Origin of the sequence: Dankookia rubra (genome assembly GCF_004355005.1) — a bacterium.
Lineage (GTDB): Bacteria > Pseudomonadota > Alphaproteobacteria > Acetobacterales > Acetobacteraceae > Paracraurococcus > Paracraurococcus ruber_A.
Map to the genome: position 1 here is coordinate 150,760 of NZ_SMSJ01000008.1, position 12,290 is coordinate 163,049.

At 64.6% G+C, this 12,290-nt stretch carries 13 protein-coding genes; 7 read left to right on the plus strand and 6 right to left on the minus strand.

Annotated features, from left to right (window positions below):
• Positions 1-295 precede the first annotated feature (295 nt).
• From E2C06_RS38665 to E2C06_RS40745, 3 genes are all read right to left on the minus strand, one after another.
• Positions 296-1,063, minus strand: coding sequence for an IS701 family transposase (locus E2C06_RS38665; protein ID WP_206664494.1), 768 nt, complete (start codon positions 1,061-1,063; stop codon positions 296-298).
• Positions 1,054-1,611 (minus strand): transposase, encoded by a 558-nt coding sequence (locus E2C06_RS38670; protein WP_206664495.1) that lies wholly within the window; start codon positions 1,609-1,611, stop codon positions 1,054-1,056. Before E2C06_RS38670 ends, E2C06_RS38665 begins: the two co-directional genes overlap by 10 nt.
• Before the next feature lie 119 nt (positions 1,612-1,730).
• Positions 1,731-2,036, minus strand: a complete 306-nt coding sequence (locus E2C06_RS40745) for a transposase (RefSeq protein ID WP_133288392.1) — start codon at positions 2,034-2,036, stop codon at positions 1,731-1,733.
• Positions 2,037-3,474: 1,438 nt separating this feature from the next.
• Between E2C06_RS40745 and E2C06_RS09705 the strand changes: the two genes are divergently transcribed.
• Positions 3,475-4,476, plus strand: a complete 1,002-nt coding sequence (locus E2C06_RS09705; protein ID WP_133288393.1) for a hypothetical protein — start codon at positions 3,475-3,477, stop codon at positions 4,474-4,476.
• Between the two features lie 114 nt (positions 4,477-4,590).
• On the opposite strand, the gene E2C06_RS09710 is transcribed toward E2C06_RS09705, so the two are convergent.
• Together E2C06_RS09710 and E2C06_RS09715 are read right to left on the minus strand one after the other, a co-directional pair.
• Positions 4,591-5,919, minus strand: a complete 1,329-nt coding sequence (locus E2C06_RS09710) for a tyrosine-type recombinase/integrase (protein WP_133288394.1) — start codon at positions 5,917-5,919, stop codon at positions 4,591-4,593.
• Between the two features lie 289 nt (positions 5,920-6,208).
• A complete protein-coding gene (locus E2C06_RS09715; protein ID WP_165982301.1) occupies positions 6,209-7,369 on the minus strand; it encodes a tyrosine-type recombinase/integrase in 1,161 nt (386 codons plus the stop codon).
• On the opposite strand from E2C06_RS09715, the gene E2C06_RS37490 reads away from it, so the two are divergent.
• From E2C06_RS37490 to E2C06_RS09725, 3 genes are all read left to right on the plus strand, one after another.
• Positions 7,362-7,646, plus strand: coding sequence for a hypothetical protein (locus E2C06_RS37490; RefSeq protein ID WP_165982302.1), 285 nt, complete (start codon positions 7,362-7,364; stop codon positions 7,644-7,646). The two genes, E2C06_RS09715 and E2C06_RS37490, sit on opposite strands and share 8 nt — an antisense overlap.
• 248 nt (positions 7,647-7,894) lie before the next feature.
• Positions 7,895-8,206, plus strand: coding sequence for a hypothetical protein (locus E2C06_RS09720; RefSeq protein WP_133288396.1), 312 nt, complete (start codon positions 7,895-7,897; stop codon positions 8,204-8,206).
• Positions 8,207-8,226: 20 nt separating this feature from the next.
• Positions 8,227-8,652, plus strand: coding sequence for a hypothetical protein (locus E2C06_RS09725; protein WP_133288397.1), 426 nt, complete (start codon positions 8,227-8,229; stop codon positions 8,650-8,652).
• A gap of 447 nt (positions 8,653-9,099) precedes the next feature.
• On the opposite strand, the gene E2C06_RS09730 is transcribed toward E2C06_RS09725, so the two are convergent.
• Entirely contained in the window at positions 9,100-9,477 is a 378-nt protein-coding gene (locus tag E2C06_RS09730; protein ID WP_133288398.1) for a hypothetical protein, read from the minus strand.
• 189 nt (positions 9,478-9,666) lie between these two features.
• Here E2C06_RS09730 and E2C06_RS09735 point away from each other — a divergent pair, with 189 nt between their 5' ends.
• The 3 genes from E2C06_RS09735 to E2C06_RS09745 all read left to right on the plus strand — a co-directional run.
• Positions 9,667-10,620: a hypothetical protein gene (locus E2C06_RS09735; protein WP_133288399.1), complete on the plus strand. Its 954-nt coding sequence runs from the start codon at positions 9,667-9,669 to the stop codon at positions 10,618-10,620.
• A 188-nt stretch (positions 10,621-10,808) separates the two neighbouring features.
• Positions 10,809-11,972: an acyl-CoA dehydrogenase family protein gene (locus E2C06_RS09740; RefSeq protein ID WP_133288400.1), complete on the plus strand. Its 1,164-nt coding sequence runs from the start codon at positions 10,809-10,811 to the stop codon at positions 11,970-11,972.
• Positions 11,973-12,101: 129 nt separating this feature from the next.
• The coding region (locus E2C06_RS09745; protein WP_133288413.1) for a helix-turn-helix domain-containing protein at positions 12,102-12,290 on the plus strand (189 nt) is incomplete at its 3' end.

Here is a 12,290-nt window from a genome sequence, read left to right on the forward strand (position 1 = left end):
GACCAGGAAAGTGGTCGCTCCATCCGACTAATCCGACCACGCTCCAACAGGTCGGAGTGTCCGCAAACCCGCTGTCGACCTCGCCTAAATTGATTGGTCGGACTAATCCGAGCGGCAATCGAATGGCAGGGCGGGGCAGAGAACGTAGGTTAAACGCCGGCCCTGTGCATCGCTTTGCTGGTGCCTGCGCCCTCGTGGCACCGGACCCAGCCAGGGCCAGCGCATCACTGGCTGCGTTCACGACGCGGTCCGAAACGACTTCGCCGTTGCCGACGCTAAGCTCGAGTTTGGCCATTCAGGCGGCGTGGCAGAGGGCATAGGTGATGCCCTCGCGGAGGGCTGGCGAGAGTTTTGTGGTCTCGACGGACTGCCGGGACATGACGAAACCCTGCTCGCTCCAGATTGCCCGTCGTACCGCGGCGAGACTGTCGGCGAAGGTCGGCCGCTGCTTATGGTACCAGGCACTGGCCGAGACCGCGATCCGGGCACGACCGTCGAGGCGCGAGGCCAGCAGGGTGACGATGGAGAACAGCCCGAGCAGGCATGGCGTGGTGCGGGCGATGGCCTTGTCCGACCACTGACGCTGGCTCTTGACGCCGAGGTGGTCACGCACCTCGCGGAAGGTGACTTCGAGTTGCCAGCGCTGGACGAACCAGCGGACGATCTGCAGCGGCTCCTGTGCCGGGTCGGTGCAGAGCGGGGCCTGCGGGTCGAAGCGCCGGCCGGGATCGCGCAGCAGCACCCAACGGATCGGCACGACTGGGAGGCCGCTGTGGCGCCAGACGGCGATATCCGAGCAGATCTCAACGATGCGGTCGCCCTCGCCATACCAGCCAGGCACGGTGACCCGCTGCCATCCTGTGGCCTTGTTGGCCAGCACCTCGGCCAGGGTCGGCAGGCGCTCGCCCTTAGTCCGGGGGCGTCCGATCGTGCCGGGTGGGCGCGGCGGCGCCGGCCGGTAGAGAACAGCGTCCAACCGCAGGCGGGTGACGCAGGTGACCTCCTGCCGGAGCAGGGCGGCCAGGAACTCGAGTGCGGAGAAGCCGCTGTCGGTCACCAGCACGAGGTGCCCGTCCCCAATCGGTCAGCTTCTTGTGGCGCAGCCCGCGCTCGCGGCAGTAGCGCTCCGAACGGGCGAGAGCCGTCAGGAACGGCAGTGCCCAGACCCGCCCGGCCCAGGAGATCGGCACCAGCAGCATGAGGCTGAGCCAGCGCAGGCCGCTGGCCTTGTGTGAAGTGCCCGTGGCTGGAGCGGACCGGGTCCCGATAGATCCCCTTGGCGCTGATGCGCTTGCCGCGCCGGCGCTCGATGGTGTCGTCGAGGCCCAGCAGCACCGGCCCCGCCGGCAGGAAGGCGTCCAGCAGCAAGCCAAGCAGCACCCGCGCCGCTGCCCGGCCACTCCAGGCGGCGCGGTTCAGCACGCGGTGGTAGTTCACAAACCGCCGCTCCCGGCAGAGCCCGCTGATCTGAAGGATGCTGGTCACCGTGCGCCGGCCCGGCGCCAGGATCGCTCCGATCAGCAGCACCTCGGCATGTCGCCAACTCCGCTGTTGGAAGAACAGCGCAAAGCATAGGATCACCGCGGCGAAGCGGGCCGGCAGGCGCGGCATGGCGGCTGTCCTTTGGCGGGGACGCCCCAGCCTAGCCGCTCACCCGCTCCGCCGCCTCAGCCCCGGAAATGGCCAAACTCGAGCTAAGAAGCTGTACGCGAATAAATTTCTTACTGCACCTAAATTTTAGCGACGAGCCGGCGTGCGATGATGGAGATCATCGCAATCCAGATATGCCCGGCAAAGAGGTCTGCGGCGCGGTCGTACACGACGTTGAGGCGACGGTAGCGGCTGAGCCAAGCGAACAGCCGCTCCACCACCCACCTGATCCCGTTTGGCAGGAAGCGCCCGTCGCGCGTGCCGCCGGGCGAGACCGAGACATGGATGTCATGCTCGAGCGGTGCGGCGGCGAAGGGCGCTCCCTTGAAGCCGCTGTCGCCGAGGAGATCACCTTGGAAGCCGAGCGCGGCCAGCTGCGGCAGCATCGGTAATGTGCCAGCGCGGTCGTCGTTGTTGGCCGGCTGCCCGGCTGCAAATCGAGGTCGAGCAGCGAACCATGCTTGTCGCAGACTGCGAACAGCTTCACGCCCTTGACCAACTTGCCGCCGTCGATACCGCGCACCCAGGCGGTCGGGGCTGACCGCAGGGAGCGGCTGTCGGCCATCACTGTCGAGGGCAGCACCTCGTCGCCGCGGACCAAGCGCCAATCGAGCGCGAGGCGTTGGCCCAGCCGGCGCCACAGCTCCAGGCGGGTCCAGCGCGCGAAGCTGCTGTGCAGGGTGGTGAACGGAACACCCGAGAGCCAGCCGGCGATGCGCCACTGCAGGCCGCCGAAGGTCAGCGTCCAAATCAGCCCGATCAGCCGCCGCCGCAGTGCGAGGTCCGGCTTGCGGCCGCGGCGGTGCACGCCGATCCGCTCGTGGTCGATGGCCTCCAACTCGGCCTCGACCGCGAAGACGAAGACTTCAATGTCGGCCAGGGCGTTCCAGCCGTCACCACGGCTGGGGGCGGGGAACACGGCGGTCGTAAGGCGGAGGCAGGTCGACACTGCTGTGTAGGCTGGTGCGAGACATCGGCCCAACATGGTGAGGCTCAGCCAGCGCAATGCCCTACGGGTCGAGACCCGCCTGATGGGTCAGGCTTATTTCGTGTTCAAACTAAGAAGCTGCACGCAATACACTGCCAAAGCTCAATCACATTCATACTATTTGCCTCGTGGTTCAACAAATGCGGACGTTCAACTCGAAATTAGTGCGACATATCGCTCAGGGAGGCAACGTGAAGCCCCGTTTCGTTACGCTCCCAATGGTCGCCCTTCTTGCATGTGGATGCTCAATGATGAGGCCACCAGAAGTAGACGTCGAGCACCAATGGTCCGACGCCATGAGGCGGCTCGGCATGTTCGGGTTTTACCCAGTGTCCGAGGATGTGCAACCCGGCGATCTGCTGTTGTTTGCACCACCGCGAACTGGCGCAACGGCATGGGTGGCACGGCAGTTTGAAAATGCTCTCCCGTGGGCCAGAGCGACGAGCTACGTTTCGGGACGATTTAGTATTGTTCGAATCGCAACCCTCGATCCACCCACGCCGGACCCGCTGGTTGACCCCCGCACGTTCTCACTTCGTGAGCATTTGAAAGCTCAGCAGCTCGAACGCCTGCACTATGAACCCCTAATCCCGAACGGAGCTCCCGCTGCAAGCAGGAGTCAATCGGCCCCGCAGAGGTCAGCCGCCGCCAAGGAAAGCACTCAGGCAACGGACGCACCGCCTTCCTCGCCTACGACGCGGCAAGCGCAACAGCGATCATCCCGGCCGAATCCGCGGAATGTAGAGGGAACACCACCCGGGCGGTTCGAGATCGGATCCGCTGACCAAGATGAAATACCAACACGTCTGCGGCGAAGTGCTGTACCTGCACTCACAGTGGCAAGAGTCACGCAGGCGCAGCTTGGCGCAGCCGGCATTCTCGGCAACTTCGCCGCCAACTTGGGAGCCGGCTTTGCGTCACAGGCCGAGATCCATATCAATCTTCGGGATGTACAGGAACTTGGCCTGGACGCATGGCGCGTAAACGCGTTGTACGATTTTTCAGGACCGCAGATGTACTATAATCGGGTCCTTCCTCAAAACCTTCTTATGTGGCTTAGCGAGTTGCGGAGTGACCTTGTGCGTCCCGCGTGCGCAGGAGATGTCGGCTACCTCGGGCGTTCTCAAGTCGCGCTTTATGCGGTGAATCGTGTCCTATACTCGGGAGGAATCGAGTTCAGTTTTTCGAGCAACGCCCAGCGGGCCATACGGGCCGTAGTCGACCTGCAGGGCGCCCTTCCGCGCGACATTCGGCGGGCACCCGAAGTCCCACCGCTTACTGCTCAGAACCAGGGGGGTGGCCAGCAACCACAGTCGAATCCGAATGCGCGCGGCACCAGGGCTGACGAGCCAGGAGCCAACGCTGAGTCGCAACGCGTCAACGCACTCATGAGCAGCGTGACCGGCGTCTCTAATTCGCGAGCAGGCGTTCATGCCTCGCTCGGCATCGGTACGTTCGGCCAGCTAGCGCTGATAGAAAATTTCAACCGGCCCGTTGCCGTTGGCGCGGGCAGTCGGTTCCGCATCGACTTCCATGAAGCGTTGCGTGGAACCCTTCCGGACCGAGCAACAGACGAAGACAGGGCTAAGTGGGACGAGTATCGCTTCCTACTGGCTGATCGTTTCTGCAGAAACGAATTTGACGCAAATTACGGTCGGGACGCCCTATGGCGAGCTATGACCAAGCAAGAGCCTGATCCCGAGCGTCACAGACCGCCAGCAACGGGCAAGCTGGAAGAACTCAGCCGCACCTTCGCGACCTATGATTTCGATGGCCGACTCAGCGCTGCCGCAGCTGCGAACAGCAGTCGTCGAATAACACGCAGCATCGCCCGGTAGTCTTACAGTTGCAGCTAGGCTCTGTGACCGGAGCGGCTGGTTGATCCATTTGGTTCTGCATTGGTCTCCGTTTCGAAGCGGGCTGGCCGCCCAGACCCAGATGCAGCAAGGAGTTTAATCGTGTACAGCTTCTAACGGGACGACAGCGCGCCGCAAAAGGTCCTCGCTCGCATCCACGATGAAGGCACCGTAGTGCTTTTCGATCATGCCGACACTGGTGTCGTGGACCTTCGCCACCAGCGCCGCCGGCAGCCCGGACCGCAGCCCGCGGACAATGCTGGAATGGCGCAGGCAGTACGGAACGAGGTCGGCCGGCAAGCCGATAGAAGCCACCGCCGCCCGCCACTGGCGTGTCATGGTCGCGGCATTCGCCCATGGGCGCCGGTCCACGCGTTCCCAGCGGTAAAGGGTGCCGGCGGCCTTGTCGCCTTCAACTTGCCGATGATGCCAACGGGTCAAAAGGGGCTCATGCCCAGCGCGACCAGCGGCGAGGGAACGGAGCCGGGCGATGACGTCATCCGGCAGTGGCACGGCAATGCGGATTATCTGTTTCTGACCGCGGCCTTTGCGGCTTGGCGGGACCATTACGCGCCGCGCCTCGGGCTGGAAGTCCGCGACCGTGATCCGTGCTGCCTGATCAAGGCGTGCGCCAGTCGCCGCGAGGATCATCACCAGCGCGCCGAAGTCGGCATCAATGGCCTCAGCCGCCGCCGCCAGCTTCCGTACGTCGGCATCTTGCAGAACCTGTTTCGGCCGGGCCTTGCCGTGATCCTCCGGAGGACGCAGCCCGTCCTTAATCGTGGTGTGCAGATCGGCGGGCGCTTTCGCCTTGCGGGCTGCGGCCGTCAGGGCGGCCCGCAGATCGTTCAACAGGCGGGCCAGCGTGGCAGGGGCGAGTGGGGTCTTCCGCGGCTTCCCACGGCCACCACGGGCTATTCCGCTGCGCCAACGGGCAAGGTCGCCATCGGTCAGGGTCAGCAGCGCGGTATCTGCCAGCGGCGCGGCCAGGACATGATGGGACAGCCGTAGCTCGGCATCCCGGCCCGCCTTCATTGCCCTCGCTTTCCGAATAGTGACATAGGCATCGACCGCGCTCCGAACGGTCACGTTGGTGGCGCCGGAAGCGGCGGCGCGGACAGCGGCTGCCTTCTGCCGCGACCACTCAACCGCTGCCCTCTGCGCTTGGTCGAAGGTCAGAACTGCGGTGCCGTCCGCAGGTACTTCGGGCACATCGTCGGCACGCCCCAGCGCCGCCGTCTCATATTTCGCCGCGCCGAGATAGCGCCGGGCGATCCATGAGCCCGCCAAGCCCTTCGTCATCGGCCGGTAATAACCGAGATGCAGGTCGCCCCCGATCCGCCGGTAATAGGGCTTCACCCTTGCCGTGAGCTTGGTCCGCGCAGTGCGGGTAGCAAGGCTGACTTCGCGGATTTTGGCAGGCATCCTCCATCTCCAATACCATCTCCAATACCCACTCTGACACACGATGGGTCGGTATGGGATAGTGAGTGTTGAAAGTCAGTTAGATAGGTCATATCAGGCTGTTTCAGGGTGGCCCAAGAACCCCAAATTTGATACAACTTAACGCCCTCTCACGGCGGTAACAGGGGTTCGAATCCCCTAGGGGACGCCAAGCGTAAGCCATTGAACCGGCTCCTTTTCTAGGCGGAATGCCGAAACGAACTCTCCGGCCGGGTACAGGGTTCATCTTCGGGTACAAAACGGTCAAGGGCTATCTGTCGCGCCGTCGCGCTTTGACGTTGCCGACCACACCTGCCTTCGCCGCCGCCCGTCCGGTTTTCCCGGCAAATCGTCGCTCGTTGCCCGCCAGCGCGGCCTGTTCGAGTGTCGGGCCGAAATGCCCCGCGACCGCAGTCGGAACCCCCACCAGCACCCGCGCCTGTTCGACGCCGCGCAGATAGCGGCGCGCTTCCCGAGAATCTGTCCAACCACACTGCAACATCATGACCATCTCGTTGAACCCGAGCGCCGCCAATTCGCGCGTCAGCGTGCTGCGCAGCCCGTGCAGCGTGTACCGTGGCAGGTTGAGGTTGGTCAGCAGGGTGCGCAGTGTCTCGCGGGCGTTGCCCAGGGTCCACGGCACGCCGCGCGGCGTTAGCAGGGCCGAGCCGCCGCCTGTGCGCGTCAGCAGCGGCCGCAGTTCCTCGGGCACCGGCAGGTCCATCGGCCGGTGGGTTTTGTTCTGCGCGAAGCGCAGCACACACTGCTCCGGATCAAATAACACCGCATCATCGTCAACAGTAAAGCGCACCACGTCGCCGCCCCGCTGGCCCGTGTAGAGGTAGAGGGTCAACAGGGCGCGGAAGCCCGGCGTGGCGGCGCTGAACACCGCGGCGATGACATCCAGGGGCCAAGGTCGGTTCTGCCGCTCCTGCTCGGGCACCTTGGCTATGGGTAGCCGGTCAATATCCCGCCACAGGTTCCCGTCTTTCAGGAGGCCGGGGTGGCGTTTGATAAAATGCTTGGTGACGTTGATCATCACCTTACGAATTTCGTTGAAGCTGGCCGCGCGCTTCGCTTCGTACATGCCAAGCCGGTAATCATCGAGCCCGCGGCTGGTGAGCCCGCGCATCGTCAGGTGGCCGAACTCATTGCCGAACATGCGCAGGAAGGTTTCGTAGTGATCCCGCGTCGTCCTCGGATGCTCGCGGAACTCAACCGAGTTGCGATAGTCCGCAATCGCGGCTGCGACCGACCCATCCGGGGGTGCCCGACCGGCGGCCTGGGCCTTCAACCGGATGTAGGCCGCGGCCGCCGCCTGATAGGCGGCTTCGAATTCAGTACTGTCGAGGTCGTCGGGAAGCCGCTGGCGGAATTTCGGGTTGACCCGGCGATAATACGGCCGGACCCGACCGTCGCCGCAGGTGTTCATCTGCACGTATTTCCGCCTGGACGCGCTCTCGGAAGCGTCTAAAGGCATCATCGGCCTCCTGCTGCTCGGCCGAGAGAGTAACCGCCTCAGGGTCGATCTCAACAGTCCCGTCCACCAACGCCCGTATTTGCGCGAGCGTGGCAGCAAGGTCGTCGGGGTGAAGGCGCTGCCGCGGCATCTGGCAACGCTCGCAGCCAGACGAGACAAAGTACAACCGGAAAAAATAGAATACTCCACCGAAACCCCGGCCAATGGCCGGGGTATCGCACGAACGTGACGGCATTCATTTCAGCAATGATCCGAATTGCGATATACTTCGGCGTGCTCCGAAGCGCTCATTGCTATTATGTGGTGGGGGTTCGAATCTTAATACTTGGGATGTGTAGATTCGAACCCCCTTCTATGCTTTCCGCCGCTACGCGACCTTGCCATCTCACCAGTTAGTGGCGGCACAAGGCCGGGGATGACACCTCGGCCTTTTCTCTCCTACCTATCGTTGTGACATTGAACGAAAACCATCAGACCTTGAAGCGAGTGATCCCGGTCGTCCTGCTGGCGCTCTCGGGGTGCGCCATCGGACCCGGCCCGTTTGAGACCGAGGTCAACGCCTTCGGCGCGCGCTGCTACCAGGGCGACGCAGCGGCCTGTGAGCGGGCAGGGGCGCTGTTCTCGTACATCGCCCGCCAGCAGGAGTACCGGCGGGATGTCAATGACGCCACGACGGCCGCGCTGGGCGGCGCCCTCCTGGGTGCGGCGGATGTCGCTCTCACGCTCGCCGCACCACCACCGCGACCTATATTCTCGTCCACCGCCGCCGCTAGAAAGCGATACCGGTGAACCTCGATGCATCCGAGATAATGATCGACCCCGTGGCGCGCACCTTCACTGCGGCGAAGCATGACCGTTCGGCCGAACGCACCGACGAACCGCTGGGCGAGGTCACCATCCGCGACACCCGCTGGGAGAGCGACTGGCTGATCTTCGACGACAGCGGCTCGGACACCCAGTCGAAGAACCGGTTTGTCATCGAGGGCTTCCGCGAGCCGGTGCTGTACGGGCGCATGATGGTCGTGGCCGGGCGGACGCGCATACAGACGCCCAAGCGGACGGTCGAGGAGGTGTGCGCCGTCGTCCGCTGGATTGACGGCTGGTCGGCGCTCCCTCCGGTGACGACTTCGCCTGTCATCATCCGCACGGCCTCGAAGCCCGGCCGCTCGTCTACGAGGCCGCGCACGCGCTGCGCTGGATCGAGATCGGGGTGGCGGGCGTCCTTGGCATCTTGACCGGCCTTACGCCGATCGCCTTCGGTCTGGCGATCCTCTCGGGCGCGCAGTACCCCGCGCGGCTTGGCGCGCTTGGCCTTCTGGGCGGCCTGGGGATGTCGGCGGGGGGAGTGGCAAAGATGTCCGCGGATTTCTCGGGCGCAGCTATGGCGCTGAGCATGGCGTCGAGTTCGGCGTTCCTCCTGTGGGCGGTCCTGGCGGGTGTCCTCCTGTGGCGGTGGGCCTCCCGGCCAGATAGCGACGGCGATGCCGCATGGTAACGCTACCCAGTGGACACGTAGCGCGGCACCCGAAACCGGCATTCCGAGATGGACCGACACAAGGACCTGCCCGCACTGAAAGCCTTGGCCGCCGTCGGGCAAGCCGTAGGGCAGCGCGGCGAGGTGGTACGCTAATCCAAGTGGTTTGGTGCTCTTGATCGTGTCCGATGCGGCTATCCGCGCCGGATCAGCGTCCATTCCCGGCGAGCGCCGTGCGTAGCCGCTCGATCAACGCCTTATCCTTTGCACTTATCGCCAGCACGGCTCGTGCCCCGTCGAACGTCGCCACCAGCGCAGCGGCGAAATCTTTCCCGCGCATGTGACGGCGTGCCAGCCGGTCGAGGAAAGGCGCGACCTGCTCGCTCTCGCTCGTTCTCTCGACGGAAAACACGGCGAGTAGCCAGCCCTCGTCCTTGGGGAGGACAGCTAGCGCGGCGCGCTTCATGAACGCCCCGAGGTCCGCGTCCGCGGGCGCGCGGAAGGTCCGCCTCACGTCGCGGGGCTCTCCCAGGTAGGCCCGGATGCGTACTGCACGCGTACGGCTCGGTTCGCTGTTTCTGTTCATCCCGGCATCCTGACACATGGCGCCATGCCGGAGGAAACGTTCAGCCAATCACCGCCCCTGACCTGCCGCCACGCCACACTCACTCAGGGCCGACCACCTCCTCATAGATGATCGTGTGGCGCCCCAGGGTGGCGTCCCGGGCCGAGGGGACCGCCTCGGTCTCGCCGCCCCGCTCAGGATCAGTCGGCGATGCAGATCATATTGAGCGAGTTCGCCTCGGCTCGGAAATTCTCGCTACATAAATACATGCATCGGCAGGAGAAAAATGATGCGCGCGAGGGAGTTTATGGGGCAGAGGTTTGCATATGCTGGCAGGGATTTCGGAATCATCGACAGGGCGCGAAAAAACGTGGCTACGGCGTCGAAGCAAATGATACCACAATCAGTAGCACGGCAATCAGACCAAGAGAGCACACGGAAGAAAGGGAGTGCATCCGATCTGCTGGTAAGGCGATGACGACCCGGCGCCAGATGGCCGAGATGGTCGCCACGCAGGTGCGGGTCATCGCCGTGCTACACGACAGTGGTGACGAGCGTGTGGCGGACCGCCTCGCCCTGTGCATGAAGGCGAGGGTGGGTCGCTGCTCGGACGATGGTCGTCCATGGACATGTCGGTCGGCGGGCTGCGCGTGGTGTGGCAAGACAACGATGAGGCGGTGGTGGAACGGCGTTCAGCGGTGGATCGTAGAGGGTGGCGAGCCGGTCAGCATCGCCATCGTCCCGTTGCAATATCGTCCCGGTGAACTGCGGGCCGCTGTCGCACGTCTGCGCCGGGCATGTCGGGATGTACGGGATCGTGCCGCCCGACAACGTGCACGGTGGCGAAGCATGGCCATGGCGGGCATGGCATTCGGCAACGGCACGGCGTTGCTGCTCATTCGTCACCCCGCAGTTGCCCTGGCCGAGGTCGGCGATGTCATCACTCGACGCTGGCCGGACGCGGTTATCCGGCAGGGCATTTCAGCGTCGCCCTGCTGGGCAATGTCGGTGGAGGATGCAGTAGAGCTTGGGAGCGCGAGGCGCGGATGTGAGCCATTGCGGATCGTCGTGCTACCTCAGCGGGCGGCAGGCGTGAGCGCATTCCAACAAATGGCCGAGCAAAAACCCCGGCCGTCTTTTGAGCCGATGCCGATCGCCTTCTAGTAGCGGCAGGATAATACTTGACGCTGGTCATCGGCGAACGAACTCATGTGAGTTTCGCCGCGACTGCCAGCTTGGCATCCTCAACTGGCCGGATAAGCGGCAGCGAACGAGTCGCGTAGGCAGACCGCGGTTGGCTACGGCTCCTCGCGCATCATAGGCTCCGCTATCGCAGAGCGGGAGGCGCAGCCATGTCGTGGTCGCAATTATCGGCCGAGCACTTCCTGCGAGCCGCCGACAGGCTCGCACGCAGCATCCTGGCAGAACGGGACGCCATCGAGCAGCATCGTAGCCTGCCGCCCAATCTCGCCCACGAAATGCGTGAAGCGGGTTTCTTCTCCTTGTGGCTGCCCAAACGGTTCGGCGGCCCTGAGCTTTCCGTCGCCGACCTTGTGCGTGTTGTCGAGGCAGTCTCCCGGGCGGATGGGTCGGCCGGGTGGTGCGCCGCCATCGCCACTTCCTACAGCCGCTTGGCAGGGTATTTGGCAGAGCCCAGTACACACGAAATCTTCCGCGATGGTGCGTCGGTGCTCGCCGGGACCCTCGTCCCGACCGGGCGCGCCGAGGTGGCGCCGGGCGGCTACCGTGTCACCGGCCGATGGTCCTTCGGGAGTGGGATCGGCCATAGCGACTGGGTGCTGGGCGTCTGCCGGGTTTTTTCAGGTGATACGCCGCAGGCTGCCGCGGATGGATCGCCCGAACTCCGGCTGGTGATCTTCCCGAAGGCGGAGACCGAGGTGTTGGACACGTGGCACGTATCAGGGTTGCGCGGCACCGGCAGCCACGACTTCCGCGTCAAGGACATCTTCGTTCCGGAGGCTCGTACCATGGTCTGGGCCACGCCCGTCCCGACGACGCCAGGGCGCCTCTACGCCCTCCCAGTGATGACAGTTTTCTCCACCTCCGTTGCCGGGGTCCCGCTCGGGGTCGCGCGGGCGGCGATCGACGCGCTGATGGAACTGGCGGAAAGCAAGGCATCGGTCGGCTCGACGCAGGTGCTTCGGGACAAGCCTGCTATCCAGGCCGAGATTGGCCGTGCTGAGGCCATCCTGAGGTCCGCACGCGCCTTCTTGTTCGAGGCCATCCAGGCGTTGTGGGATGCCGGGGCGGACGCCACCCTGCGGGACCGAGCGCTTGTCCGTCTCGCCCTGGCGAACGTCGGTACGTCGGCGGCTCAGGTTGCCGACATGATGTACCGCGCGGGAGGCTCTGCCTCTCTGTATGAGGGCTGCCGGTTGGCGCGGTGCTGGCGGGATGCCCACGCAGCGGCGCAGCACCTCGGGCTGTCGGTGGCCAACTACGAGACGGCAGGGCGGGTGATGCTTGGGATGGACCCTGGCACGACACGCTTCTGAGGTCCGACAAGGACCGGGTAAGACACACCCGGGCGATGCCGCCCATTCCATGTCCACTTATTGATCCGGCCTGGGCGGTCTTGAAGGCGAGTAGGATCCGTCCAGGTTGGGGGCATGAAGCATGTGGACATGCGCAAGCTGCCGGCGGCGGCGCAAGAGGAACGTCGGCGACAGGTGATCGGGCTGCGCCAGGCCGGCCTGACCTACGGTGCGATCGCGGCGCAGGTTGGGCTGACCCAGACCGGGGTGTTCGACATTTGCAAGCGGTATGCGGAGCGAGGTGCGGCTGGGCTGAAGACCGGGCAGCGCGGGCCCGAC

Excerpts from the sequence above, each read along its gene's own strand:
- E2C06_RS38670 (WP_206664495.1), bottom strand. The coding sequence starts at position 1,611 with ATGCCGCGCCTGCCGGCCCGCTTCGCCGCGGTGATCCTATGCTTTGCG.
- E2C06_RS40745 (WP_133288392.1), bottom strand. The coding sequence starts at position 2,036 with ATGCTGCCGCAGCTGGCCGCGCTCGGCTTCCAAGGTGATCTCCTCGGC.
- E2C06_RS09710 (WP_133288394.1), bottom strand. The coding sequence starts at position 5,919 with ATGCCTGCCAAAATCCGCGAAGTCAGCCTTGCTACCCGCACTGCGCGG.
- E2C06_RS09715 (WP_165982301.1), bottom strand. The coding sequence starts at position 7,369 with ATGAACACCTGCGGCGACGGTCGGGTCCGGCCGTATTATCGCCGGGTC.
- E2C06_RS09725 (WP_133288397.1), top strand. The coding sequence starts at position 8,227 with ATGATCGACCCCGTGGCGCGCACCTTCACTGCGGCGAAGCATGACCGT.
- E2C06_RS09730 (WP_133288398.1), bottom strand. The coding sequence starts at position 9,477 with ATGAACAGAAACAGCGAACCGAGCCGTACGCGTGCAGTACGCATCCGG.
- E2C06_RS09735 (WP_133288399.1), top strand. The coding sequence starts at position 9,667 with ATGCAGATCATATTGAGCGAGTTCGCCTCGGCTCGGAAATTCTCGCTA.
- E2C06_RS09740 (WP_133288400.1), top strand. The coding sequence starts at position 10,809 with ATGTCGTGGTCGCAATTATCGGCCGAGCACTTCCTGCGAGCCGCCGAC.